At 49.9% G+C, this 26889-nt stretch carries 23 protein-coding genes; 15 read left to right on the top strand and 8 right to left on the bottom strand.

Translation table 11 applies throughout. The features are described from left to right. Window positions 1–159 precede the first annotated feature (159 nt). From EKK48_23240 to EKK48_23225, 4 genes are all read left to right on the top strand, one after another. Entirely contained in the window at window positions 160–3339 is a 3180-nt protein-coding gene (locus EKK48_23240) for a hypothetical protein (GenBank protein ID RTL37604.1), read from the top strand. A gap of 101 nt (window positions 3340–3440) precedes the next feature. Then, on the top strand, window positions 3441–5255 hold the full coding sequence (locus EKK48_23235; protein ID RTL37603.1) for a hypothetical protein: 1815 nt from the start codon (window positions 3441–3443) through the stop codon (window positions 5253–5255). Window positions 5256–5383: 128 nt separating this feature from the next. After that, window positions 5384–6469, top strand: a complete 1086-nt coding sequence (locus EKK48_23230; protein RTL37602.1) for a Na+-dependent transporter — start codon at window positions 5384–5386, stop codon at window positions 6467–6469. Window positions 6470–6639: 170 nt separating this feature from the next. Next, on the top strand, window positions 6640–8019 hold the full coding sequence (locus EKK48_23225; GenBank protein ID RTL37601.1) for a hypothetical protein: 1380 nt from the start codon (window positions 6640–6642) through the stop codon (window positions 8017–8019). Between the two features lie 64 nt (window positions 8020–8083). Here the strand turns inward: EKK48_23225 and EKK48_23220 are convergent, their stop codons facing one another. From EKK48_23220 to EKK48_23190, 7 genes are all read right to left on the bottom strand, one after another. Further along, window positions 8084–9178 carry an NAD-dependent epimerase/dehydratase family protein gene (locus EKK48_23220; protein ID RTL37600.1) on the bottom strand — a complete coding sequence of 365 codons (1095 nt, stop codon included), beginning with the start codon at window positions 9176–9178 and terminating at the stop codon, window positions 8084–8086. A gap of 117 nt (window positions 9179–9295) precedes the next feature. Beyond that, a complete protein-coding gene (locus EKK48_23215; protein RTL37599.1) occupies window positions 9296–10369 on the bottom strand; it encodes a hypothetical protein in 1074 nt (357 codons plus the stop codon). A 145-nt stretch (window positions 10370–10514) separates the two neighbouring features. Next, the gene (locus EKK48_23210; protein ID RTL37598.1) at window positions 10515–11465 is read right to left on the bottom strand and encodes a sulfotransferase; all 951 of its coding nucleotides are present in this window, start codon (window positions 11463–11465) and stop codon (window positions 10515–10517) included. 16 nt (window positions 11466–11481) lie between these two features. Next, window positions 11482–12711 carry a DUF4915 domain-containing protein gene (locus EKK48_23205; protein RTL37597.1) on the bottom strand — a complete coding sequence of 410 codons (1230 nt, stop codon included), beginning with the start codon at window positions 12709–12711 and terminating at the stop codon, window positions 11482–11484. Then, entirely contained in the window at window positions 12678–13502 is an 825-nt protein-coding gene (locus tag EKK48_23200) for a glycosyltransferase (protein ID RTL37596.1), read from the bottom strand. The genes EKK48_23205 and EKK48_23200 overlap by 34 nt, the downstream gene beginning before the upstream one ends. After that, the gene (locus EKK48_23195; GenBank protein RTL37595.1) at window positions 13376–14305 is read right to left on the bottom strand and encodes a 1-deoxy-D-xylulose-5-phosphate synthase; all 930 of its coding nucleotides are present in this window, start codon (window positions 14303–14305) and stop codon (window positions 13376–13378) included. Before EKK48_23195 ends, EKK48_23200 begins: the two co-directional genes overlap by 127 nt. After that, window positions 14302–15090, bottom strand: coding sequence for a transketolase (locus EKK48_23190; protein ID RTL37756.1), 789 nt, complete (start codon window positions 15088–15090; stop codon window positions 14302–14304). The genes EKK48_23195 and EKK48_23190 overlap by 4 nt, the downstream gene beginning before the upstream one ends. A gap of 452 nt (window positions 15091–15542) precedes the next feature. On the opposite strand from EKK48_23190, the gene EKK48_23185 reads away from it, so the two are divergent. The 5 genes from EKK48_23185 (at window position 15543) to EKK48_23165 (ending at window position 20287) form a co-directional block, all read left to right on the top strand. Further along, the gene (locus EKK48_23185; GenBank protein ID RTL37594.1) at window positions 15543–16523 is read left to right on the top strand and encodes an ABC transporter permease; all 981 of its coding nucleotides are present in this window, start codon (window positions 15543–15545) and stop codon (window positions 16521–16523) included. 1 nt (window position 16524) lies between these two features. Continuing rightward, window positions 16525–17334, top strand: a complete 810-nt coding sequence (locus EKK48_23180; GenBank protein ID RTL37593.1) for an ABC transporter ATP-binding protein — start codon at window positions 16525–16527, stop codon at window positions 17332–17334. 13 nt (window positions 17335–17347) lie between these two features. Continuing rightward, the gene (locus tag EKK48_23175; GenBank protein RTL37592.1) at window positions 17348–18745 is read left to right on the top strand and encodes a glycosyltransferase family 1 protein; all 1398 of its coding nucleotides are present in this window, start codon (window positions 17348–17350) and stop codon (window positions 18743–18745) included. A 16-nt stretch (window positions 18746–18761) separates the two neighbouring features. Then, a complete protein-coding gene (locus EKK48_23170; protein ID RTL37591.1) occupies window positions 18762–19484 on the top strand; it encodes a hypothetical protein in 723 nt (240 codons plus the stop codon). Window positions 19485–19666: 182 nt separating this feature from the next. Next, window positions 19667–20287, top strand: a complete 621-nt coding sequence (locus tag EKK48_23165) for a transposase (protein ID RTL37590.1) — start codon at window positions 19667–19669, stop codon at window positions 20285–20287. A 157-nt stretch (window positions 20288–20444) separates the two neighbouring features. Here the strand turns inward: EKK48_23165 and EKK48_23160 are convergent, their stop codons facing one another. Next, entirely contained in the window at window positions 20445–21440 is a 996-nt protein-coding gene (locus tag EKK48_23160) for a glycosyltransferase (protein RTL37589.1), read from the bottom strand. Window positions 21441–21528: 88 nt separating this feature from the next. Here EKK48_23160 and EKK48_23155 point away from each other — a divergent pair, with 88 nt between their 5' ends. The 6 genes from EKK48_23155 to EKK48_23130 all read left to right on the top strand — a co-directional run bounded on the left by EKK48_23155 (window position 21529) and on the right by EKK48_23130 (window position 26873). Continuing rightward, window positions 21529–22518, top strand: a complete 990-nt coding sequence (locus tag EKK48_23155) for an SDR family oxidoreductase (GenBank protein ID RTL37588.1) — start codon at window positions 21529–21531, stop codon at window positions 22516–22518. Between the two features lie 204 nt (window positions 22519–22722). Continuing rightward, window positions 22723–23463, top strand: a complete 741-nt coding sequence (locus EKK48_23150) for a nucleotidyltransferase family protein (protein ID RTL37587.1) — start codon at window positions 22723–22725, stop codon at window positions 23461–23463. A 2-nt stretch (window positions 23464–23465) separates the two neighbouring features. Beyond that, the gene (locus tag EKK48_23145; protein RTL37586.1) at window positions 23466–24419 is read left to right on the top strand and encodes a GDP-L-fucose synthase; all 954 of its coding nucleotides are present in this window, start codon (window positions 23466–23468) and stop codon (window positions 24417–24419) included. After that, window positions 24420–24896, top strand: a complete 477-nt coding sequence (locus EKK48_23140; GenBank protein RTL37585.1) for a hypothetical protein — start codon at window positions 24420–24422, stop codon at window positions 24894–24896. After that, a complete protein-coding gene (locus EKK48_23135; protein ID RTL37584.1) occupies window positions 24893–25849 on the top strand; it encodes a glycosyltransferase in 957 nt (318 codons plus the stop codon). Before EKK48_23140 ends, EKK48_23135 begins: the two co-directional genes overlap by 4 nt. Then, the gene (locus tag EKK48_23130; protein ID RTL37583.1) at window positions 25818–26873 is read left to right on the top strand and encodes an FkbM family methyltransferase; all 1056 of its coding nucleotides are present in this window, start codon (window positions 25818–25820) and stop codon (window positions 26871–26873) included. The genes EKK48_23135 and EKK48_23130 overlap by 32 nt, the downstream gene beginning before the upstream one ends. The last annotated feature ends 16 nt before the right edge of the window (window positions 26874–26889 follow it).

The raw sequence follows: 26889 nt of genomic DNA, 5'->3' as shown, positions 1-26889 counted from the left end.
GGATACTATTATTGCCACCAGCTGCGACGGCGTCTCCGCAATAGAAACCTGGAGTGCCTTTGACTGCTTCTGCCGGTGCCGCGGTCAAGAGGTTATTATCTATGGTTTCCATACGAAGATCGAGGAATTTCGTGTCATGAGACCCCGGGCGCCATTCTGATGAATCCCATTCAGATCATCGCCGCACTGAGAAAGTTCGGTAACTATCTGGCCGGACTATTTCCGTGGTTCGTTACTGCCGTCAACTTTCTGACTGGGTTGCTGGGAAAAATCCTTGAACATCCGCGCATTGCGCCACGATGGAAAAAGTTCAAAGACAACAAATTAGTGCAACCGACATGGAAAGTTGTCGAAAGATTTTACTGGCGAACTTACTCTAAAAACAGGTTAGACCTGACTGGGGCACCGGTAGAAACGGTTGCTCTTTTGCGCCCCATTTTTCAGATGTGCGCTATCTTGTGCATGCTCATTCCGCTTACCTCATGGAACCTCTGGGCGGTCAAAATAACTGCTTTCTCTGGTTTCGAAGGAATTGCGCCAGGTTGGGCTGTGGTGCTCTGGATGATTAGTTTGCCGTGCGCTTGGGCTGCACTTTTGACTGGAGCCGCCCGATCGAACAGGATCGCTTTTATGGTGGCGGCGATCTGCGCTTCCTACTTTTTGATTACGTGTGTGGTACTTTTGCCTCGCAGCTTCTTCAATATTTGTTCGCCGCTGGCACTTCTGATCGGTCTGCTTTATTGCGAGTATCGTTGTCGCGAGGATACGACAAAATTTAGCACGGCACTCGGCTTGCTCAATTCGATTGTATGCGGCATAGCAGCCGGCATTCCTTTTCTGATCCTGACTCCGATCAGACCTTTCCTTGGGACTATAATCAATTTACCCGGACCGGTTATTAGTATCGGTGGTGGTGCTCTGATCGGTTCTTTGATCGGGCTGGGATGTTTTAAAATCGCTCGTAACGCCAGATTCTCGTTGTTCTCAGGCAACGTACCTGAGGCAGTTGAGGCGCGCGCGGCTGATGCATTAGAAGGGAAAACAGGCGGAGCTGAGGCAGCCGAGGGGGAGTCCGGCGGAATTGCGGCCGGCGAAGCGTCCCGCGAGGCAGCTGGAACTGAGGCAGACGAAGCGTCCGGCGAGGCTGGGTCTGGTGATGCTGAGGAAGGTGAAGCGAAGCGCACATATGCTATGGCCGTTTGTGCATGGTCCATAGCGCTCTTACTGAGCGTCTATTTGTTTGCTGGTTTGGCACGCGGTGACCTGGCACAATCGGGCAGTCAGCTTATTTCTTCGCTCACCTTGACGACGAGCTATTTTTGGCCGCTCTGGTATTTTATGGGCGTCGGAATCTTGCATAAGATAAGCAAGAGCAGCAAAACTCTCGCAAACTCCATCGGTGACGTTCTTCCAGCTAAGTCTGTGAAACCGCTGTTGATCGCGCTTTTGTGCTTGTCGATGATAGTGGCTTTCAGTCAACCTGTTTGTGTGTTGCTGTCCAAACCGAGCGCTGCCAACCTTGTCAGTTTGCTGCCGTTGTTCTTTGCCATATACAATTTTTTCAAACCATGGATATGGTCAGACCCTCTCACCACACTGGCTGTCCACTGGTTCAGCTACGTCTTGTTGTTTGATTGCGTTCTCGTGTGTATTCTTGCCGTCCAACGTCGAGTCACTAATGAAGCGCTTGTGCGGTTATTGTTCCTCAACGTTTTTGCTTTTCTATTAGTCTGGGAGTATGTGTTCCAGATGTCGTCGTTTTTGCGCACACCCACGCATTCATTGACCCTTCTCTTTCTGTTCGCGGTTGGATTGCTCTGGTTGTTGCACACGGTTGGTTGGGACTTAAGCAGCAAATCATCGCCTGCATGGCCTTCTCCCGGGCGACTCGCCGTTTACGGCGGGATTGCACTGTTCGCCCTGCTGGAGATTTTTGCTCGTACTGCATGCAAAGATTTCAAGCTGATGAACGAGATTTTTCTCGCCATGTTTCACGGTGTCATCGATATCGGTTTGCCCTATTACTTCCTGGTCTGGACGACCAATCGCGTTAAGAAGCTTCCGCTTACAATCCCGCCGCTTCTCGGCGTCTTCTGTCTTGGTGCTTTGACAGGACTAGCCTTCAATGTCCTGGAGAAATTCTGCGCTGTCGGCTGGTCGATTCCGCTCCTGACTCAGACCGTGAATGCTCAATGTCAGTCGTTGCGAGAGCTCGGTTCGATCAACATCGATCTCGTAATACCGGGTGCGTGGTTTTTAATTCGTACAGTACTCTATATCAGTTTGCTTGCACTGGTTTATGTGTTTGCGAAACGAAAAATAGGCGAGCGCGAGAACGTTCGTGAAGCTGTTCTCTTTCTTCTAGTCGCCTTTGGCAGCGGCATCGCTTCCTTCTCTATGACTCTAGTTGAGCTGCCATTGCCTCCGGAAGTACGTGCGCTTCTAGCGCCGTGCAAGCAGGAATTGTTGTTCAATTGCAATCTGTTTCAGTCCTACCTGGCGTATTGGATACCTGCGTTGATACTGGGTCTTTCGCAGCTTTACGGACGTTCCCGTCCTGGCAAGATGTTTCTGTTTGCGATACCGCTGGCAATGGCAAGTCATTTCTTGATTTCATGGTCTTACTCGCACTTCGAAGTCTATTGGCGTGCGGATAGCTCCCTGTATACGCTGATGATGATTCCAGTTGGTCTGTTTATGCTACTGGTAGCGTTATTTTTGAAGCACGTCGCGCCGCAGCTGGAAGAGTCTGACCGCGATAAGAAGGCGACTTTACTGACTCCGGTAACTTTGATCGCTGCAGTGGCAACTGTTGAACTTGTTTTGATTCCGTGGGCAATTTGTCAGTCTCACTTGAAATTCGAGCGGCAGCAAGTTCTCTCTGTCTCTCACGAGGTTCCGATCGCGACAACCTGGCGCCGTACTGACGAAAAGAATACACAGTCGGCGAGTGCTAATCCCAACGCCCCAGCTACATTTGTCCGAACCGATTCGAGCGGTGGCGTGTCACTTTTGCAGATCGGTGTTATCGACTCAGAAGGACTCGAAAGTCGTCAGTTGCTTAAGAAGCTTCTAGTCAAGGCGTCTGAGAGCGGGCGTTATCCGAGCCTGGCAGTGGTATCGGTTGAGCCCTGGGGAAAATACCGCACAAATGCTCTGGCGTGTAGTTTCTCCTACGAACTGCCGCAAACCAAGCCGCCGGTGACGATGGCTGGTCTTTCCATCCTGGTGCCACGTTCAGCCGATCAGACCGAATTCTACACGCTCTACACGTCACCGTCAGAAATCGAGCATGAGCAGTTCGAGCTTGCTTACATGTTAAAAAACACGACACCGTAATTCCCCCAATGACATCCGCCCCACCGCCCACCATACTGGGGGCATGGAACTGGATAAGCCAACCCAGAGCAAGAACAGTAACGTCGCCTCGGATTTCGTGCGTGCAGGGGTTATACGATACTGCCATTCAGCAACCACTAGATGGCGTTCGACAGTTGCTTGGCGGTCATGTGGAACGACATGATGAGAGCAATTCCTCCATCGCCTACAAAGCCGGCGGTATGGCTGGTTTCATTTTGGATTTCACGGCATTATCGCGGCTGACCGGCGGCGCTGCAGACAAGCTGATGGGCGAATCTGCCGCTGGTATTTTCAGCTCTCAGGCTGTCAGAAGCGGCACCAAGATGGCGCTTGCCGGAGGTCTCTACGGCGGTGTTTTCACTCCCAGTGCAGAAAACAAGAGTCTCCTGCAGGGACGTCTGGAGAATGCCGCGGTCAACGGCGTGACTTTTGCCACTATGGGTAGTGCAGGGCGAGCGTTAGAGGATGCCAAACTTTTTTACTCTAATCCGTTTGTTTCAAAAATCGGCAACAATGCAATCGCAGGGGCTGCCGGCGGTTTAGTCAATACAGTTGGCAACACATATTTTACCGAGCATAGAATGGCGAGCGCGTCTGAACTGGCAAGTGGCGCCGGTGAATTTGCCCTGTTCGGAGCAGGTTTTGGAGCCCTGGACGTTGGCATCAACAAAGTGGCAAGCAATAGAGCCGTTCAAGGAAAGTATTACGATCTGAAGTGGTCAGCGGAAGAGTCTGCAAAGAACGCTAAGACCAAAGTGTATGGCTTTCTGCAGGAGCACGATTTGCAGCATCCAGTTTCGCGGCTGGGTGACGTTCTGACTGGGTCAAAGGCGATACTTGAGAAAGCGCCACGACCGACGCTTACAGCAGAAAACAATCCTGTTGTTGCGATTGAGCGAGATCTTCCCAAGTTTTACGACGCTTTTGACCGCATCGACGCAAAATACGAACAGGCTCAACGCAGCCAATTTCATCAGATTTTTGAGGAAAATCGGCGGCAATCCACTGACTTTGGCGAGCAGCTTTTGAAATGGTGGCACGGTACGGCGACTGAGCCGGGGCTGAAGCAGTACACCGATGCGGAGTTGGCGACGCCGACTGTTCCAGTTGAACGAGTTGCCGAAATCAGAAAAGCATTTTCGACAATGGGCCGCGAACTCGATGAGCCGATTGCCAGACTCGTGGGCCGCGACAGCACCGAAACCAATAGTGTCGCCAACGGCATTGAATTCGCCAAGGAAAAATTCTTCGGCTACGATGAGCGAGCCCTCCAGAAGAAGATGTCGATGCCACGTGAACACGCAGTCAAGGACAGCGAGGGTTTGTCTCCTATGTCCTGGATGCCTTTCGAGCCGACTGATAAGTTGCCCAATCTCTTTCATGGAACGGTCTCGTCGTCCCTTCCAGGCGTTTTTGCCGAGCGAGGGTTGTTACCATCCGCCGAGATACGTTTGCGCGGCATGACGCATGCAGGAGAGGCTGCTACGCACGAATACGGGCGCAAGGCTATATCCGTCACTCGGGACTTCAATGAAGGCTGGGCTTACCATCGCCACAGCCCGCTCAGCCTCGATACGTATCCAGTTGTCTTCGGTATTTCTGCCGACGTCGTTCCGAAACTGCGTAGCGCCGGCATGCTTGAGCCCGGAGAGCAGCTTGTGGATAGGCTGAAGGTGGGAAGCTCGCTATCGACAAGAGTCGGTCTGAGTAAACCGGAGATTACACACATTTACGTGCCTGACTCAAAAATTTCCGAAGTGAATACGCTTTTGCAGGCTTACAGAATCAAGGGCGTGTCGGTCGTCGGCGTTGACGAGTTGCCCAGGCCGAACTGGAAGCCAACACCACAGATTACAAACTGGGAAGAAGAGAACGCCTGGTTGCGCAGTCCGTGATAAAAATTTCCATGTGCGAATAAATCGAATTGAGTGCATTCGTTATTACTACATTCAGTCCGTTGGAATTTGAAAATCGCGTAAGCTATTTCGCAGTTTTTCAGGCACTGACTTGATAAACTAGCCGAATGCAAAATAAGACGGACGATCATCACTCGACCGCTTCGATCGGTGGAGTTGTATCTGCTTGCACTCACTTCATTCATAAGCACTTCCTGGTAATTCTCATCTCAGTCTATTTCCTGGCAGCTGTTTTGCCTCAGTTTGGGCTATTGCTGAGGAATGTTCAGTTCGGGAATCTCGTCTGCCCCGACGGAAGCGAAATGAAAGTATCGCTTTCCCTTGTTATGCTTGCTTTTCTTTTGTTCAACGCGGGATTGGGCGTTAAAGCTCATGAATTGACTAACCTGTGGAAGCGTCCCGCAGCAATCGTTTCTGGCTTTGTCGCAAACACAGCGGGTCCGATTCTCTTGGTTTTAGCTTTGCGCGGATTGATGCAACTCTGGCATAACTCAGACGAGCTGCAAAACTTGTTGGTTGGGCTGGCATTGATCGTTTCGATGCCAATCGCGGGGTCTTCAACGGCCTGGTCTCAAAATGCCAACGGAAATCTCATCCTCAGTTTGGGCTTGGTATTCTTGTCGACCTTGCTCAGTCCGTTCACGACTCCACTAGTACTGCATACGTTCGGTTTTTTAACCAGTGGTGATTATTCCGAGGACTTGCATGAGTTGGCATCGTCTCAAGGAACAAATGCTTTTATGGTGTTCACCGTAGTCGTTCCGTCCTTGCTGGGGATAGTTGTTCACTTTCTGCTTGGTGAAAAGCGCACTAGCTTATTCAAGCCATATTTGAAGCTGGTAAATTTCATAGTTCTGTTGCTTCTAAATTATTCAAATGCGGCTACAACGTTGCCGGAAGCATTCGCAAAACCTGACGCAGATTTCCTGATCTTTGTTTTTTGCACAACGTTGTCTCTATGCACTGCCGCTTTTGCATCTGGTTGGCTGCTGTCTCGATGGTTGAAAGCTGACAAATCGGATCAAGCTGCACTAATGTTCGGGCTGGGAATGAACAACAATGGAACAGGCTTGGTGCTCGCTGCTGCTGCTTTGTCCGATCATCCGGCTGTTTTACTCCCGATGATTTTTTATACGCTTGTTCAGCAGATACTGGCCGCAATTGTTGATAGGAAGCTGTTTCGAGATGAGTAGGAAGTTCGCTTCTGCAATCAGAGCTATTGGGCTACCGAAGTTATCTGCGCCCTGGACTACTCAGTATGCTTTGGAGCTACTTGTTTATCTTTGAATATATTCCGGGAAAGCTATCCTATTTTTTTCAGAGATGCCGTTGAAGCTTCATATTGGTAATCCCGAGATCAAACATGACAAGTAAAAACCTGTTTGGAGGAGAGGTCGTACCTCTTTCTTCGATTAAGTCGCGGCTGGATTCGCTGACGCACCGTAAGCCTCAGTTGCCGGACTCGACTATGTTATTGTCGTTGCCCAAGTTCCATACGAGCTTTAAAAATGCCCTGGTTTTTGAGGGCGACACATTCATTGAAGGTGGATTGGATATCGATACCGATCAGGGATGGATCAAGAAAAATCAAATCTGTCTGATCGTTTGTTTTGGTGACTTTCACGTAGAGTCGAATCTAATAAATAATGACGATCACTACTGGCCTGTATTAGCCGTTGCTGGAGACTTCCGCGCTTGTAACGTTCTCAAAGGCGGTATGCCTCTGCTGGTTTGGAAGAACCTGCATTTGAGTGGCTATATGGTAGGTGAGTACAATGACGGTCCACTGCGGGTGGGTGGTAACTTGATCGCGCTTGGATACGTGCCCAGAGCGAAAGACAGGAAAGAGGCGCGTGGGCATGTCATTGAAGGTTCGATAGAAGCAAAAATATTTGATGCGAGAGAGGAATTTTCACGCGATGATCTTCGGCGAGTTGTAGTTTCGGAGGCACTTAACTACAGCTGGTTCAATACGGCTACAACGTTCAGATATGGACTTGAAGGCAAGTCCATATGGCGTGATGACCCATTGCAGCAAATGGAGAGGAAAGTTCCGGAAGTGGAACCACCTGTTGTTCGAAGTTGCGATCCGATTAGTTTTGGCACCATCAGAAAGACTGGTGAGCTGTCAGCCGTGGTTCAAGAGAAAATCAAGGCTAAGATTGTGTACGACCCTGCAAAGTGTGCGTATCCGGAGAGTTTTGCTGAGTTTGTACGAGCGCAATTTAAGAGCTTCGCTGCCGAATCTGTACTGGTGTTGCCACCGAATACAGTACTAGATGGTGATCTGGTCCTGGATTGGAGTGAACCCTGGATATCGAGTAATAAAATCTGTGCAGTAATATGCGAAGGAGATTTAGCGATAAATGGAGACCTCTTGAACAGGACGCTAGAGAGTGGTGTGCTCCTGTTTGTGGAAGGTACCCTCTCTGTTCGTAACGTAATCAAAAGTGGTTCAACCGTGCTGGTGCTGGATAATGTAAACGCCAGCGGTATAGTCGTTGGGGAATACAACGACGGAACGTTGCGCGTTGGTGGAAATCTGGATGCTGCCGCTTATTTGTTGTTTGATCACGATGGATTGGTGATTGGCAGAAGACCAGCCAGGACTCACTGCGATGATGATGGAGAATGGCAAGACGTCCTACTACCTGAGCTATTCGATGACGAAGAGGATTGTCATCCGAACGTGAATCGACTTTGGAGTTACGCACGAGCTGGTAAGCAAATCTTTCTTGAGTAACAATCCGCTAGAACGAGCAGTGGTTTTGCGCTGCATTACCGCGGCGTTCGGTGGCTTGTCGCTGTTACACGTTACTGACTGGATGGTGCTTTTTTCGCACGAACCATTCGACTAAATGTGCGACGCCTTCTTTCAGGTTCTTCTGCGGCTTCAATCCGGTTGCGCTGGCAAGTTTGCCGCAGTCCGTGTGACAGTGTCTCACGTCTCCGGGAATGAACCTGCCGTCTATTGTCGGCAAGACAGGCTTCTTTTTCAGCGCCGATGCCATGTCTTCTGCTATTAAAGTTGCGAAATCGATTAGCGTCGTCGATTCGCCGGACGTGACGTTGAAAATGTTGATCCCGGAAAGCTGTCTGTCCATGATTGCAAGATTGGCTTTCACAACGTCTTCTACAAACATGAAATCGCGGCTCTGCTTGCCGTCTTCGTGCAATACAGGTGCTTCTCCTGAAAGTGCAAGTTCAAGAAAGCGAGTAAAAGGATTGTGCCAGGATTGTCCTGCACCAATTACGGTGCCATAGCGAAAGATGGAAAGGTCGATGCCGAGCAGCTTGCAAGTGCCGATCAAGAGTTCTTCCTGCGCCTTTTTAGTAACAGCGTAGGTTGATTCACCGAGCTTCTCAGAATCTTCCCTTGTGTCGGCTGGAGTAAGGGTAGATCCACATTTAGGGCAGAGAGGATCCCAGTTTATCGGCGCTGAGGCGGTGTCGAGCTTGTAACGCAGTGGTGGTCTGACTAGCTGACAATTCGAGCAGTTGTAGACTCCCTCACCATAAACGCTTATTGATGAGCCGAGCACTATGTGTTTGACGCGGTGCTTGGAAGCTCTCAAGACATCTACGAGATTGGCTGTAGCGCCGAGATTGTTCTCGACAAAGTCTTTTGCATTCTCTACAGCGCCGGCTGCACCGACGCTGGCTGCTTTGTAGAAGATGATGTCGGATTTATTGACTAATTCTTCGAGAAGCGGTCGGTTGTCGAGTTCTCCTGCGATCACTTCGATTTTTGAGCTCACGCTTGCGTTGATTGCTTCCGGCACCGAGAAGCGGCTGTTCCTTGACAGCACTTGTACTTTGTGACCTTGCTCAGCAAGGGCGCCGCTGAGATGCGAGCCAATCAGCCCGGTGCCGCCGGTAATCAAAATATTCTGTGCAGCCATGGTCTAGCCCCTTAAAGTCCAGTCAGATCTTAGAACATTACCTGTCGAAATCCATTCGGTCGTCAAAATTCTGCAACTTTTGAGTATTTAAGACTCTGCAAAGGCGCTCGGGTGATCTCAGTCCGTCACATAATGCGGAACGAAGAGTGCTCGGCGCCCGCTGGTCTTACTAAAGTCGGCTCTTACGCTAATTCCGGCTGGTTCGTCACCGACAACCCAGCTTCCGATTACCAGATGAAAGTCTCGATAAGTGGCTGCATCGCTGCCGGCATCGAATGCTGGGTTGAGGAGAAACTCTCGCTGCTGGGTGAAGTCCCAGAGAAGCGGAAGCACGCTCTTGCTCGACAAAATACTCTTCCAGGCTGGTTCGATAAAGGTTGTGCGATTTGAGGTCACAAGTGGAGAAAAGAGATACTTCCCGTTTTCGGCGTGGCTTCTCGCATCTTCGATGAATAGTAATTCCCAGGGAAACAACTTGAACACGCATGTTATTCGCCGTCCTTCTCTGTCCAACGGCAGACCTTCGGGGTCATAGCGAACCTCATCCAGGTAAATGAACTGTGTTTTCAGACCAGCCATATCTGCGCAGGACTGAACGTATTTGAGATTGTCGATTTCCTCTCGCGCGTGCTGAAAGGTGCCAAGGTGGAAGATTTCATGGCTCGAAAAGTGAAGGCGCAAGCAACCAATCAGCTTTTCCTGAATAGAATTACTTTGCATCGCGGCAAAAGGAATCTCTTGAAATTGACGCATCTCTTCAAGCCACATTCGCTGCAGTTGTGCGCTTTCATAGAGTGAAGTAGGCGTGTCGAGATTCAGTTCAAGCAGCTTGAGTGAATCACCGTTGAGAGAAAAATCGAATCTTCCGTAGAGTGACTGGTCATGTCGTTTCCATGAGCGGCGTATTGGTTCTCGGAAAGGAGGCGCGATTTGTAGTCGATCAAAGTAAGATTCTGATCCACCAGTGCAACATACTTCTTCGACAAGCTCCAGAATCAGTTTTGTTAATTGCTGTGTGGCTCCGGTGATGATGTTGTCGATTTCGTGGCGAGAAAAAACCGCACAAAAAGGATCGTCATAAGCCTCTATCCAGTGCGGTGGATGATCGAGCAGTGAAATGTCGTATCCGCGTGCTGCTATCTGTTCGCGCCAATTGATTCTTGCCGAAACTGAGTGGCAGCGCACTGAAATTCCTTTTTGTCGTGAGACCTGACCGCCCGGGAATACCCAGCGATGATTCTCTCACAGCTGCGATGCCAGCGGCAATGAAAAGGCAAGCCCGGAATGAGCTTGCCTTTCAATTTTATTGATTCGACTTGCGAGTTGAATTGATCAACTAGCGAGCTGCAAGAGCCTTCTGGTTGAGGAAGTTCTTGTAGTCGAAAGTATCGAGATACTGCCATGTGTAATGCTTGATCTGATCTTTCTCTTCCTGCGACAGTTCGTTAGCTGTAGCGAGGTTGGCTTCCGGATTGGCTTTGCGGATTGTGCCCCATGGGTACACTTCGGTCAATTCTTTGCCGTTCCAGCTTGGAGTCTTGAGTGATTCTGCTCTTTCGAGACCGAGCTTTTCGCAGAGGTCGCCGAGAGTCTTGAATGAATCAGCCATTACGTCTTCAGCGCGGATGACGTGCATGCGATCTGGGAACTGTTTCTGGAACAACAACGCATGATATTGGTTCATGTTCCAGGCGAGCATGTAGTTCTTCAATGACAATGGCACTGGGCGCTTCTTGGTGTCTGCGTATGCTGACCATGGGTTGCGCACGATGTGCAAGAAGTGAGAGTCAGGAAGATCGGTGAGAATCTTGTCTGCATCAACGCCGATGATTGGGCTGTAGCCAACGTGGAATACTTCACGACCGGTGCGGTTGTAGTCTTTCCATGCATCAAAAGTTGCCTGGAAAAATGCAGCCATGTTGTTGGCGCGTGAACGACCAGTTTGCTTTACGTATTTGACGTAATAGTCGCGACGTACATCGTCGTTGAAGTCCATTGGCTCGTGGCGGAATTTGCTCACGTGTGGTGTGCGAGCGCGGATTTTACCTTCTTCGTCGATGATGGCGAAGTAGTCTTCTTCTGGTGTCGCATCTAGTGCGAAAAGAGGCCAGCGATATTTGACTGGGAACATCGCAGAAAGGTTATCGTTGATGAGTCTTGTACCTGGTTGTGACTCAAAAGGATAAACAAACATCTGCGGATGGCCATCGAGAAAACGATGGGTTGTATTGCCGCCATTTTCATACATGGCGCCAATCATTAGTAACTTAAACCCTTTACCACTCATGAACTATCTCCTTATCTCAATCCTTTTGAACATTAGTTGAAAACGTATAGAACATTGTTTTTAAGTCGCGAGACCGGTCTTCTACTGCGAAGGGGAAACCAGCGCTCTGCGTCCTTGGAAGCCAATCTATGGCGAATATCTGATTGCCGTACGGCCAGACAATGCTTCCTAAAACCTCACCAGATCTTATATCAACTGCGTGAACGGCACATATACTGGCATTAACATCCAGTCCCGGAGCGTATTGCGCGAATTTCGGAATGACTCTGGAAGTACCTACAAACGCCACTTCGCCGCAGAAAGCCAGTCCTCGGGTCCATCCTGGTAATCTTGTTACAACTTGATACTTTTCGGCGTCTATTAAACAGAGTTCACCGTAGCCGCTGTTGTCGACCCAAACTCTCGATTTACCGGTCGTTTGCTCCAGTCGAGCCGAATGAGGTCTGGTCAGACCGCGGACTATGGGCTCTCTTGTTGCTCCGGAAAAGATTACGCCTCGTCCGTCTACGGGATACTTCGGGTCACCCGGTCTGACGTCCGCAAGCTCTGTAGACGATGACGAGAAGAATGACGATTCGAGGGTGTCACCGGCCGCAATTGAATTGAGTTGAATGTGATTTTGACCAAAGCGAGGTCCACTCTCGGTTTCGATGCATTTTGGCCACCAGACTCTTTCGTAGGAAGAATCTTCATTGATGCGAATGACGGCATTTTGTCCCACCGAATTTGCGTGGAGCTGCCCATCAATCATGGCTAAGTCGTGCATGTAGAGGCAGCCAGGCATGAACCTGGAGCGTACAGGAACCAGAGGTTTGTCGGCGGGCGCGTCTGCTGATACGTCCAGACGGTCTGTGCATCCCGATATTGCCATCAAGTCAAAGATCTGGTTTGGATTTCGCGTGCTTGCTGCGTGCACGATTCCTTTTTCGCGATCCACGGCAATTCCCGATGGATGCGGCATCGGCATATATGTCAGATGAGGAGATTCTGTGCAACTCATCCCAAGCAGAAGATGCTCGTACTCTCGTCCGACCAGAAGCGTGATGTCCAGCCGCTTCAGCACATTCCAGAAATCGCCGGTTGCTTGTGATTCGAGCAAAATCGGATCGATTGCCGCTGCATCTTGCCAGTGACTGAGAATTTGCGCATTGTCGCGCCAGGCTTCGCTGTGGCGCGTCCACAGTTCTTCCATGTCTTCCGCTGCCGGAAGTTTCACAGGCTCGCTTGTTGACGCATGCTTCGCCAAAGCTCGTACGCTCCCCAGTACATTTTGAATGCAGAATTATAGTTGGTTGTTGATTTGCCGCTGTGCCGTTTTGTTGACAGTACAGGCACTTCTAGCATTGGATAATTTTCGCGGCGACAGATGGCGTTGAATTCAGCGTCGATCAAATCGTCATCACGAGTCAAATTCAGCAGTTTTGTGAATTTGCGCGGAAATATTTTCGGCGTGCCGTTGATGTCCCAGGTGGGCAGATCAAAGAATGCGCGGCATTCCAGGTTGTAGAGCAAGGAGCCCAGTCTGCGCTTCCAACTTTCGCGAATTTTTCGGTTTGCTTTGATCACCACTTCCGGATAGGCGACGGCGTATAAAAGTGACAGAGTGAGAATTTCGGAGCTGGTTCGAGCCGAGTTCGTGTAGCAGAGAATGTCGCCCTTAGCTGCTTTCAGTCCGAGCTTCACCGACAGACCCCAGCCACTATCTTTGGTGTCAATGTGTTTGACGTTCGGATAATTGATTGAAAGTTTCTGGCAAATCTCGGGTGATTTGTCGCGGCAGTTATTGGTCACGAGTATCAATTCGTGGTCGCCTGGAATCTTGCGAAGCACTTCCTGGTACGACGTAATGATCTCTTCTATGTGGTCTTCCTGGTTGTAGAACGGCAGAACTATAGAAACTGATTGGGCGGTCACGCAGGTACCCCACAGAGCAGCGTCTTTGCCTTGGCGGCAACAGATTCTGACGACAGACCGAATTTGTTGTACAGATATGGTTGATTGCCGGTTTCTCCGTCTGGCGATTCTTCGATCGCGCAACGAGAAACTTTGCAGTTGATTCCGGCTTGTGCCACCACTTCGCTCACCAGTGATGCCAGACCACCTGATGCGTAGTGCGCTTCAACTGTGATTGCCTGGCGATACTGCGAAAGAATCTGCTTCAAATCTTCGACAGGCGGCGGATTGATGCTTGCTACGACGACAACTTTCGCTTCGATGCCTTCCTTGCTCAAAAGTTCGGCTGCTTTTGCTGTTTCGAAACTGATGCCACCCATGGAGAGAAGCAAGATGTCTTTGCCTTCTCTGATGGACTGCACTTTGCCCAGGTCGAATCTTCCGTCCAATCCAGGCACTACAATGCGATCGTCTTTGCCCAGTCTGTAATAGACCGGTCCGGGAAGGTCGTATGTTTTTTCGAGAGCTGTTTTGGTTTGACCGGCGTCTGCTGGTGCCACGACCGTGATTCCCGGCTGCACCCGCATCACACCTACGTCTTCCATGCCGTAGTGAGTGGCGCCGTTGTGACCGTATTCTACTCCGCCACCTACACCGGCGATGCGCACTGGCAGCTGATGAAGTATCGGGCCGTTGCGAATGAATTCGTAAGGTCTGAGCGATGCGAAGGTGACGATGGAATATACGACTGGAATAAATCCAGCTTCGGCTAAGCCTGTTGCGATGCCAACCATGTTCTGCTCGGCAACACCGACATTGATGAAGCGGTCGGGAAATTTATCGGCGAATGGCTCGAGAGCCATGTAGCCCAGGTCGCCTGTGAGCAAATAAATTCGGGAATCCTTTGCTGCAAGTTCAGTTAGCGTTTTGGCAAATGCGCCTCTCATGATTGCCTCTCTAATTCGGTCATCGCCAGTTCGTACTCGGCTTCATTGAGTGGGCTGTAGTGCCACTTGATTTGGCTTTCCATGTAGGAGACGCCTTTGCCGAAAGTTGTTTTTGCAATCAGCACGTGCGGCTTGTCGCCGACGTTTGAATTCTTTTCGATGATTTCAGCCATGGCTTTTTCGTCGTGTCCATCGACGAGATGAACGTCCCAGCCGAAAGCTTTCCAGCGCTCATCCATCGGTGTCAGGTTGAGCACATCTTTGGTGTAGCCGAATGCTTGCTGCCCGTTCAAGTCGAGAATGGCGAACAAGTTATTGAGCTTGTGCTGGGCGGCGAACATGATCGCTTCCCAGACCGAACCTTCATTACATTCAGCATCGCTGAGAAGAACGAAGACGCGGCGCTCTGACTTCTGTCTTTTCGCAGCCAGTGCGGCTCCAGTACCGAACGAAAGACCTTGTCCAAGCGAACCGGTTGCGAAGTCGACGCCGGGTAAGCAGTGTTCGGGATGTACACCAAGCTGGCTGCCGTCGCCGCAATACGTGTTGAGTTGCTCTTCGGTAATCCATCCACGTTCTGCGAAGGCTGCATAGAGCGCCAGTGCAGCGTGTCCTTTCGAAAGTACGAACCGATCGCGATCCGGGTCGCGCGGTGTCTTCGCCTTGATCACCTTGCCGTACAGGCAGGAGACTATATCGGCGACCGATAGAGCCGAGCCGATGTGCCCGACGCCAGCGCGTCTCGATTGCTCGATGATCGTCTTGCGCAACTTCAATCCGGTCATTTCGGCAGCAGAAGAAGCGCTTTGTTTCGGACTTTTTGTGGTGAGTTCGTTCACTTGCAAGTTCTTTATCACGTGATTCGTTTCCGACTGAACGGCTAACAAAAGTGGGTTCTGCCCATTTGGACCAGCTAAGTCTAACCCACACGGTGCCTGCAAATCGGCCACATTGGATAGGTTTAGCTTTGCGGACCATTAAAAGATCTCAAGCACAATCCGTGTTGATGATATTTCCATCATCTGGGCGGTCGGCATTATCGACCTAAGCGTCATCTGGGCAGTCATTAAGGGATCGGCAAGCTGAGTAGTGTTTTTCTAATTTTGATTAATGTCTGCTATCTCGTACATTCCCGGGTCTAGTTGCAGCACCTGACCTTGCGCGATTCACGATGTGCAAGGTGCACACGCATCGCATATGCTCGATATCCGTTACATGAACAACACCTCACGGGCGGATGGTTGCGCCGCAGCCCCGTCGGTCAGTATCATTCTTGGGAACCGTTCACGTGCTCAGAGAGCTAATGCGCACAGCCGAATCAACCGACCTTCTAGACAAACCAGAACAGCATGCGCAGGACTCCGAAAGTTCGCGCGATAATGTTGCTGTGGATGATTTCGACTTTGGTGCTTTTGAGCAGAAAGAATCTGTATTCGGCTATACCTGTCGCGCCCTTTCCGAACTCAGAAACATCAAGTTCGCCCTGGCCAGCTTTGTCGTCAACAATTTGCGACGGCGCTACAGGCGGTCGGTGCTCGGTTTTGCCTGGAGCCTTCTCAATCCGCTATTGACGATGGCTGTTATGACTGCAGTCTTCTCGCTTCTCTGGCATTCGAATCCCAGGAGCTTTGGTGTTTACGTTTTTACAGGGCTTCTTCCCTGGACCTATATAACTGATTCGATCATGATGGGCAGTCAATCGCTCGTTCAATCTGAAGCGTTTTTGAAGAAGGTCTATATTCCGAAATCTTTCTTTCCGCTTGTTGCCGTCTCCACTGAGACAGCCAATTTCGCTTTCAGTCTCGCCAGTTTGATGTTGTTGGCCATGATTGTCGGCGTGCAGATGAAGTTGACTGTACTTCTCGTTCCTGCAGCGATTGCGCTGCTTTTCCTTTTCAATTTTTCTGTAACTTTGATTCTGGCGGTTGCCACCGTTTATTTCCGCGACCTGACCCATATCATCAAAGTCGGCTTGAGCACACTGTTTTATCTTGTGCCCATCATCTACAACCTTGATATGGTGCCTGAGAAATACCGCGTTCTCTTTTTGCTCAATCCGGTTTTCTACTTCATCGATTTGTTCAGAGCTCTGATCTATGTCGGCGAGGTGCCTGATTTTACGCGCTGGGCGATTCCCAGTTTGATTACTTTCTGTACCCTGACGATTGCATTTTATACGCTCAAAAAGACCGATAAAGACCTGATCTACAGACTCTAAGATGACCCAACAGATCCAAATTCAGAATGCATCGCTCAAGTTTCGAATTTATCGAAACCGGGCTCCAGCCCTGAAAGAAGCTGTCATCGGCATGCTGACAGGCAAGCGTGATAAAGACGCAGTCACCGAATTCGATGCTCTCAAGAAAATCAACCTCACCATTCGTGCTGGTGATCGTCTTGGTGTGATTGGATTGAACGGTGCTGGAAAATCCACGATGCTGAAAATGATCGTTGGCATTTATCCACCGCATCAAGGGCGTGTGCTGGTGCAGGGCAAGATCACGCCATTGATCGAGCTTGGCACGGGATTTGATTTCGAGCTGAGTGGAAGAGAAAACATATATTTGAATGGAGCTTTGCTCGGGCGCTCCTATCAGCAGATGCGTCAGCTGGAAGCCAAAATCATCGAGTTCTCCGAGCTGGAAGAGTTTATCGATTTGCCGATCAAGTACTATTCATCGGGTATGCATGGTCGGCTGGCGTTTTCTATCGGTGCCATCGTTGAGCCTGAGATATTGCTCGTTGATGAAATCTTCGCCACTGGCGATGCGCATTTTGTGCAGAAAGCTACGGACAGAATGCGTCATCTTTTCAATAGTTCCGGCATTACATTGCTTGTTTCGCACAACTTGCATCAGATTCTCGATTTGTGCAATCGCGTCATAGTGATGCATAAGGGCGAAATTGTCGGTGACGGGCCGCCCGAAGAAATGATCAACTATTACGTCAACGACGTTGCCCACCTTGTTAAGCCTGCCGCTGCCGCGGCTGTGGCACCACCGGTAGAGCCACAGATGCTCGTCAAGTAGGAAGAGATTTTCAATGCCACTCAAGACCTTTCCCAAAGTTGTAGCGATTGTTCCGTCGATGATTGCTTCCTGTCAGATTGGCGTCATCAAGCCACTTCTGTCACTGGCTGCGAAAGGCAAAATTCAATTCGATTACTGTCTGGAAGGTAAGGCTTCGCTGAATGCCATCAATTCTGCCGATCTTGTCGTCTTCTGTCGCAACACCGAGCCTGCTTATTCTCATCTATTGAACCAGGCAGTGGCGACGCATAAGCCGATCATCTTCGATCTGGACGATAATTTTTGGGACGTGCCGTTTGAGTCAGACCCGGAGCTGGCTCGCTATCACCGTCTTCCTTTGCGTATTCAACAGCTCGAGAAATATATAGCTCACGCCAGTTTAATACGTGTTTATAGCCCGGTTATGAAGGATATCGTGGCTAAGCTCAACCCGAAAGTGCGGTTGCTCAAAGCTGGTTTCGATTTTGGCATGTTGCGAAAGCCGACGTTTAAGGGTGGTTCCGATAAGCTGCAAATTGTCTACGCTACCAGTCGCATCGTCGACAATCAGTACTTGCTATTTTCTGAATCGCTCAAGCGAGTGCTCAGCACTTATTCAGACAAAGTCGAGTTGACCATCTGGGGCTGTCAATCGAGCGAGCTGGTGGGCTATCGTGGCGTTAAATTCATGCCGCTTATCCCCGATTACGAGCGGTTTTTGCGTGAGTTCTCTTCGCACGGTTTCGATATCGGTCTGGCACCACTTGAAGATACACCGTTCCATAGATCTAAGACCAACACTAAGTTCCGTGACTACGGTGCCAGTAATGTTGCTGGTGTGTATTCGAATACTCCGGTCTACTCCAGTTGCGTGGAAAACAATGTCACTGGCATTCTGGTCGACAATGACGCTGACTCGTGGTTCGAGGGCATCTCTAAGCTGGTTACTGATGCCGAGTTGCGCAAGTCTATTCAGAGGAATGCATATGCCTGTGTCAAAAAGGAGTACAGTCAGGACGTTGTAGAACAAGAATGGCTGCGGGAGATCGAAGAACTGCTGGCGAGCAGCACTGTTTATTCTTTGAATGCGACTTCTCCGCTGCGGACGAGCGAGATTCTCATTCGTGCTGATTTTAATGGGCTGCATGGCGTTCGGTTTCCAGCCAGTTCGCCGGGCGACAAAGAGCCGGTCGGGAAGGTTCTGCTGGAAGTGCGTACCGTTACCGGTAACCTTTTGAGAGAGGCGTCGACGACGATTCTGTTTAAGGAAGAAGCTGAAGACAAGTTGGTTTTCTCATTCGCTCCGATTGCCAACTCTCGTCAGGAGGAATTTTTGCTCAAGTTTACGAGCGTGGCGGAAGAACAGTCTGATCCTGAAGCGCCTTTCTGGTTGCCGAACTCGGGCTATATTCAAATGTTGTACCAGAAGTGACCGTGATAGAGTATCCATGAGTTTAAGCCCTTTATCGGTAACATCGAATTTTATGGTGGCGCAACCACCGACTGACGAACATCAGCTAAACAGCACCGCAGCAGCACTGCCGGCGTCATCACGTCCGGAGTCGGTTGAGGAGTTGCAGAATCGCATTTTGGAGCTTGAACAAGAGCTTGATCTTGTTCGCATGAAGGGCAAGCTGCTTTCTCAAGAAGTCGATTTGTTCAGGCAGCGGCGCATTGTCTATTGGTCTGATCGGTTTCGCAACACTTTCGACGCCTGGAATTTGATGAATCCGGGATTTCAACAGCTCAAGGACGACTCTGCAATTTTTAATGGCAGTCTCAAAGGTTTTCGCTTGCAACCCAGTCTCAGTCTGCTTCGGGTTGCTTTTCAGACATACAGTCTGGATTTGAGAAAACCGAACTTAAAATCGATTCTGTTAGCTCCAGTTGTCGATGTGCCGCTCACTTCTGGCGAGCTGGTAATCCGCATTTTCGAGGCTCCCGACAAATACATCACTTCGTCAGTCGCTTCAATCGCCGATGTTCGCGACGATAGACCATTGCAGTTCAATTTCTCACCAATTGCCAACTCCGACAAAACACCGCTCTTGATTCGCGTGCACGTGCAGGGCGTTGATGCTCCGGTACGCATCTTTGAATTGCGGAAATACGGCTTGGGCGGCTTCGGGCGCCAGTACAACCTGCCGTTCGCCGGTTACCTCTTCGATTAATAGTAAACGCATGGAGGGCACGCGTCCCGCTGCATATGGAGCGCACGCGTCCCGCTGCATATGGAGCGCACGCGTCCCGCGTGCACTACGTCAAAATCTCCTTTATGGTTCTAGAGATTGAACTTTTTCGATTGAAACCGCGTATGTCTAGTTGAAGTTTCAAAACCAACTGGAGTAACCATATGCATCCAAAGGGCAGTCCGCAGTGGCGTTCTCGCGGCTATATACCTCATTTCGACGCCGGTTCCGTACCGCAAAGCATAACTTTTCGATTATTCGATTCTTTGTCTCCAGAGCAGATTTATCGATGGAGCATTGAGCAGGGACGGCTTACGCCAGAACAAAGAAAATCACAAGAGGTTTTTATGCTGGATTCTTGTCTTGACCAGGGCGAGGGTGCTAAATGGCTTATGCAACCGAAAATTGCGGATTTAGTCCAGCGAGCAATGCTCTTTTTTGACGGGGAGCGTTACGACCTGCATGGGTGGGTCGTAATGCCAAATCATGTTCATGCTCTTTTTACTCCTAAAAAGGCTGATGGGCTGGCTGAAATCGTAGGCGGTTGGAAGTCATATACAGCAAAAGAAGCCAACAAAATTCTTGGAAGGAAAGGACCGTTTTGGCAAAAAGAATACTACGACCGGGTTGTCCGAAATCCGCGACACTTTGACCGTGTTAAAGATTACATAGAGAACAATCCCGTAAAGGCTGGTCTATGTAAGACTCCGCAGGAGTGGAAGTACACGAGTGCTGGTCGACAAACACCCGTGTGGATTGTGCCCCCGTATTTGCAAATAGATTAGTAGCCAATTTGGGTGCACAAAACGTCTGCCGTTGAGCACGCGAGACGCGTGCGCTCCATGGCACGCGAGACGCGTGCGCTCCATGGCACGCGAGACGCGTGCGCTCCATGGCACGCGGGACGCGTGCGCTCCATGGCACGCGGGACGCGTGCGCTTATTAGAGTTTGCGGTCGATGTGGGCGTTGTTTTCGATGCGCGTCTTGAGGTAGCGCAGAGGGCTCGTTATTCGCCATGAGGTGCTATTTACCAGCGCGTCATAAGCGCGCCCCTTGGCCGCCAGCTGAGCAGCCCTGCGCATCGAATGGAAAGCAACTTCTTTGAAGCCGCTCAAGTTTTTTACCGAAAGTTCGTTGGTTGTCACCAGGCGGTCAATCAGTTCGCCTGCGCGTTCCAGAAAACCGACGAAAAATTCTTCTTCGGTCATGCCGATGCGATGGACATATTCGGCATACTCTTTACCGAGCCTGAAGAAGTCCAGAACCCAGGTCATGTCTTCGAGTTTTTTAAAGGTCGTGCTTTCGGGATGCTGTCTGAAAGAAACCAGTTCTTCAGGCACATGAAACAGATCGCCCTTCTTCAAAATGCGAAACCAGAATTCCAGATCCCCAAGTGAATAGTAGCTTTCGCTGAACCCTTTGCCGACTTTCTTTGCATCGAAAAGCACCGCCACTGGTTCGCCCACTAAGTTTCTGTAGCTGCGCAATGACTCCTCAATGACTGTGCGGCCCTTCACCAGACCGGGTGGTAGAACCGTTTCCACTACCTCGGAAAAAGATGACGGCGAATCGTTGAGTATGTTTTTATCGCAGCAAACCAGCGACACTTTATTCGATACATATGCCGAAACCATGACTTCCAGCGCCTTCGGGCTGAGCAAATCATCTTGTGCAAACAATTTGATCAAGTCACCTTTGCATTGAGTCATGCACTCGTTGTAATTGGCGAACAGCCCCAGGCGGCTCTCATTGCGCCAGTAGTGAATGCGGTCGTCGCGGCGCATGAATTCGCCGACAATGTCAGCCGTCAAATCGGTCGATCCGTCATCTGAAACCAAAAGCTCAAAATCAGCGTAAGTCTGATTCAGAGCGCTTTGGATCGCATCGGCGATATATCGTTCGCCGTTGTAAGTGGGCATACAGATCGAAACTAGCATCGGGCGCCTCGGTGAGAACTAAATAAGAGCGGCAAGGGCGGGACCTCATGGTATTATCGCAGACGCTTATGCCCTTTCTGGAGCCGATATGACGCGCGTTTTAATCACTGGCATCACTGGCATGGTTGGTTCGCATCTAGCCGAATTCCTGCTGAAAGATCAGCCCGGTGTCGAGATCTTTGGCGTCAAGCGCTGGCGCAGTTCGCTCGCCAATATTAACCAGATCAAAGATCAGATTACTCTGATTGACTGCGACTTAACAGACTCATCCGGCACGCTCAATCTGGTCGAAACTGTGAAGCCTGATTATGTCTTCCATTTGGCGGCTCAAAGTTACGTCCCTGATTCCTGGAAAAATCCTAACAACACACTAATTGGCAACACGCAGATGCAGCTCAACCTGCTCGAAGCGATTCGTCATGCCAACATTGATCCGCGTGTTCAGGTCGCCTTGAGCTCCGAGGAGTACGGCAGAGTATATCCAGACGAAGTGCCGATTAATGAAGATAATCATCTGCGCCCACTCAGCCCTTATGCAGTCAGCAAAGTCACTCAAGACATGATGGCGTATCAGTACCACGAGAGTTATGGCATGAAGATAGTGCGCACCCGCACTTTCAATCATGAAGGACCTCGACGTGGCGAAGTATTTGTGACCAGCAATTTTGCCAAGCAAATTGCCGAAATCGAGCTGGGGCTTAAGCTTCCAGTCATTCACGTTGGCAATCTCAACGCCCAGCGTGACTGGATGGACGTCAGAGATGTCGTACGCGCGTACTGGCTGGCTGTCAACAAGTGTAAACCGGGCGAGATTTATGTAATTGCAAGCGGAAAGTCTAGGACGATTCGTGAGATGCTTGACTTCCTTCTGTCACAAACGAAAACAAAGATCGAAGTTAAGATTGATCCAGCAAGATTGCGTCCAAGTGATGTCGAAATATTGCGTGGAGACCCCACAAAGTTTAAACAGGCGACCGGTTGGAGCGAAGAATTCACCTTTGAGCAGATGATGACGGATCTGCTGAATTACTGGCGCGAAAGGCTCAAGAGTAAAGAGCCTGATCACGTTAGCGCCTGACAAAGTGGATTCTCCTGACACCGCCGATGTACTGAATAGTTGACGGGCAAAGGTGCACTGAATGGAGCTGAATCAGCTTTCACTTAGCTTGTTTGAATTGTCAAGTGGGATGAGTTAGTTAAAAGCATTGAAATTTCAAGCGCTGTTAACTCTGTCATACTCCGAATTTCTTAGATCACCAAGTGATCTTTTGAGCGAAGGCAAATGGAGGGAATCAAAGTGAGCCGTGCGGTAATCCTGGCGGGTGGAAAAGGCGAAAGACTGCGCCCCTATACCGAAGACAGACCTAAGTGCATGATTCCCGTGCTTGGCAACCCCTTGCTTAGCTTCCAGCTTCGCCTTCTCAGCTCATACGGTTTCAACCACATCACAATTTGCTGTGGTTATCTAAACGAAGTGCTCCAGGATCATTTTGGTGACGGCACTAAATATGGTGTCAAGATCAATTACCTGGTCGAAGAAACTCCACTTGGCCGGGGCGGTGCCTTGCGTCGCGCTCTGGAGAACATGCCTGTCTCCAACGACCCTGTGCTCGCCATGAACGGCGACCTGCTCACAAACTTGAATCTGGGTGAGCTTATTGCTTTCCACAAGCAGCATCATCCAGCTGCAACCATCGTCTCTGTGCCCTTACGCAGCCCCTACGGTATTCTCGAAGTGACCGGAGACTCGCAAGTATCCGGTTTTACCGAAAAGCCTGAGCTGCCATTCTGGATCAACGCCGGCATCTATCTGCTCAATCCAAACATTCTTACCGAGCTGCCCACCCTTGGTGATCATGAAGAGCTGACCTTCCCAAAACTGGCGAAGCAAGGCGATCTGCGTGTCTTCAAAACACGAGCCTTCTGGAGAACAATCGATACAGTTAAGGACTTGACCGAAACCAGAAACGAATTCGAACAACTTCTGTTCGGTGCGTTCTTGCAGTCGGTGCCTGTTATTTAGCAATGAGCAAGTACGAAAAAGTTATTGTCACAGGCGGCGCCGGTTTTCTCGGACAAAATGTCGTCAACGAACTGAAACAGCGCGGCTACAACAATATTGTTGTGCCGCGTAGTCGCGATTACGACTTGACCGAGCAGCAGCAAGTGCGCCGGTTGATAGCCGACGCCAAGCCAAATCTGATCATTCATCTGGCCGCTGTTGTGGGCGGAATCGGCGCTAACCGCGAGAATCCGGGCAAATATTTCTACGACAACTTGATGATGGGTGTCATGCTCATCGAGGAGTCACGTCGCGCAGGTGTCGAAAAAATTGTCTCCGTGGGAACGATCTGCTCTTATCCTAAATTCACTCCGGTGCCGTTCAAAGAGGAAGACCTCTGGATTGGTTATCCCGAGGAAACAAACGCTCCCTACGGTTTAGCCAAGAAGATGCTGCTCGTGCAATCGCAAGCTTATCGCGACCAGTATGGTTTCAACGGCGTTTATTTGATGCCGGTCAATTTGTATGGACCGGGCGATAATTTCGACCACGCCAGCTCTCATGTTATTCCTGCATTGATTCGCAAATGCCTGGAAGCAAAAGCCGCAAATTCGCCAACAGTCGAGCTCTGGGGCGATGGCTCGCCTACTCGCGAATTCTTATATGTTACAGATGCAGCTCGTGGCATCGTCACTGCTGCGGAAGAGTACAACGATAGTGAACCTGTGAATCTCGGCTCTGGCTGGGAAGTAACGATCAAAGATCTGGCGGAACAAATCGCCAAATTGGTCAAGTATGAAGGCAAAATCGTTTGGGATACAACAAAGCCGAACGGTCAACCACGTCGCCGCCTTGATACGACAAGAGCCGAAAAGCTGTTCGGGTTCAAGGCTGAGATGTCGCTTGCTGATGGACTCGAAAAAACGATTAACTGGTATCTCAGTCAGTCACCACAGCTGGTATCAACCTCGAAGTAGATGCGCAGTTTTCTATACAAATTGTATTTCATGCTCACCGGGCCGCTCTATCGCAGGCTGCATTTGGAGTTGAGCCTGCAAATGCAAGAAGTGGTGCGGGCCAATGTTGAGCACAATGAAAAGACGACCAAAAAAATCCTGGATGAGCTTTTGCGCTTAAGTTACGTCGTAAACGGCGGCAGCGCTCAGGAAATAGGTCCTGACGAGACCAAGACAATGTCAGACGCCGAAATCGCTGCGGTAATCAAAGATGTTGACAGCAGTATTGGCGCCATCGAAGTCTGCAAAAAGCATGACTTGCCTTTGACTACGGTGTTTGCGCTGCGTGCCAAGTTCGGCGGTATGAACGAAGTGGCAATTCATAGAACTCGGGAGCTGGAAGAGCGATACGCTGAGTTGTCCGGCAGAGTTGAAAGCTTGATGAATGAGAATAAGCGTCTCCTGACGACGTCGGGGTCACCAACGAGCAGATCATGACCAATAACGCTCCGGTTGTTGCGAAGTCGACCTGTCAATTCAGCTCTACAACGCCGAAAGTGACCATAGTTACGCCTTCCTACAACCAGGGTGGCTTCATTGAACGGACCATTTTAAGTGTTATCGAGCAGGATTATCCTAACCTGCAATACATAGTTCTGGACTCTCTTTCCAAGGACAACACGCATGAGATTCTGGAGCGATATCGGTCCAGAATTTCGATCGTCGTCGAAGAAAAGGATAAGGGTCAGGCCGATGCTATTAATAGAGGCTTTGCCATGGGAGATGGTGAGGTTCTTGCGTACTTGAATTCCGACGATTGTTATGCTGCACCAGATACAGTATCAAAAGCGATCAAGCATCTGGTCGAAAATCCGGATGTGGATGTGGTTTACGGTAAGCGATATTACATAGACGTGAACGGCTATTTTTTTCTCTCCTACCCGTTTCGTCCATTTAACGCTGAGCAACTCGTGCAGGCTTGTTATCTGCCCCAGGAGTGTTGTTTCTGGACTAAGTCAATTTACGAGAAGGCCGGCTCCCGAGTGAATGAGTCGTATCAGTTTGCGATGGATTATGAATTATGGTTGAGGTTTCTCAAGCACGGAGCCAAGTTCGAGTCTGTCGACACTGTGTTCGGTTACTTCAGGTGGTACACAGGTCAGAAAAGTACTGAAGAGTGGCAGTCAACAGGACTGCCTGAAATTGCCAAGTTGCAAAAAGAATATTTTGGAACGAATACATCTCCAGAGATAATGTCGGATATATTTATGGAGCATTACTCGACAGTAAATAAGTCGACTGATGTCGAGCGTTTTTCCTTTTACGAAAAGCTCTGGTTCGAAGAAGTGAAGCTGAAGCAGGCGCTTTTCAGGTACGCACCTCTCGATCATTGGGTTTTTCGAAGACCCGTAAGTAAGGATGCGGCAGCTCATGAGCAACGGAATAGTTGAGAGAATAAAGAGCGTCAAGGATCACATTCTTTCCTCTCTCGAAACACTAAAGAGCGGTCAAGAAGACATTCGCAGCAGGCAGGCCGACTTGCGCAGTCAAATTGACGTATTGAACGCCCAAATGCACGACCTCGCCAGAGAGGCGAAGACAATCGAGCAGCAACATCACGAACAAATTTTTGGTGAGCTTGTGCCTGCCAGCGATCGCTTCTCGTACCCTGACGGTCTGGAGGATTATCGTCGCAGCAACCCTGAAGTCGCTCTCCTGCAGTATCTGCGGTCTTATTTGCCCAGTCCTAATGCTATAGACATTGGTGCTAATGTTGGTGATGTCAGCGCTATGCTCCTCTCTGCCGGATACCGTGTATTTGCTTTCGAGCCTATGCCGGAGACTTTCGAGCGCTTGCGCGAAAGATTTGAGCAAGTTCAAAGCGGCTTTAAGTCATTTCCTATCGCCGTGGGCGCCAAAGACGGTGTCACATCTTTTTATGCGCTGGAAGTGCCTGACCAGGAGCTCAGCAAAACAATGGAGCCGGATTTGAGTGTTTATAGCACCACGGTTAAGCATGCTGTGCCTGAAGGCATGAACTATTCTGAGCCAATAGACGTAACAGTGCGTTCGCTCAAGAGCTTGCACGGCAGCGGAGAGTTGCCTGCTGATATCAGTATATTGAAAATTGATACCGAAGGCGGTGACCTGGAAGTAATTAGAGGAATGGGCACGGCAAAATATGCTGTGATCGTCTCCGAGTTCTGGGATGCTGAGCACTATTTTTCAAACGGCGAGTTCGGTCTTATGCAGGACACTGTCGCCCACCTGCGGGCTCGTGGCTACAACTGGCACATTGTTATTTACAGACCGGCGGGCACTGCTTACGTCGAGCCTCGGTTCTACTGCAACCTCGATCAGTCTGTGAGAGGATCTTGGGGTAATGCTATTTTCTTTCGAGATTACGATGTTTTCAAGGAAGCCCTAAAATGGTGTTCTTCAATGCTCCGAGCGAATAGTTCATTCCGAATCTAGATTGGTTAGTGGTAGC

The organism is Candidatus Melainabacteria bacterium, assembly GCA_003963305.1.
Lineage (GTDB): Bacteria > Cyanobacteriota > Vampirovibrionia > Obscuribacterales > Obscuribacteraceae > PALSA-1081.
The sequence above is the reverse complement of the archived record's forward strand: the minus strand, read 5'-3'. Positions and strand labels throughout refer to the sequence as shown.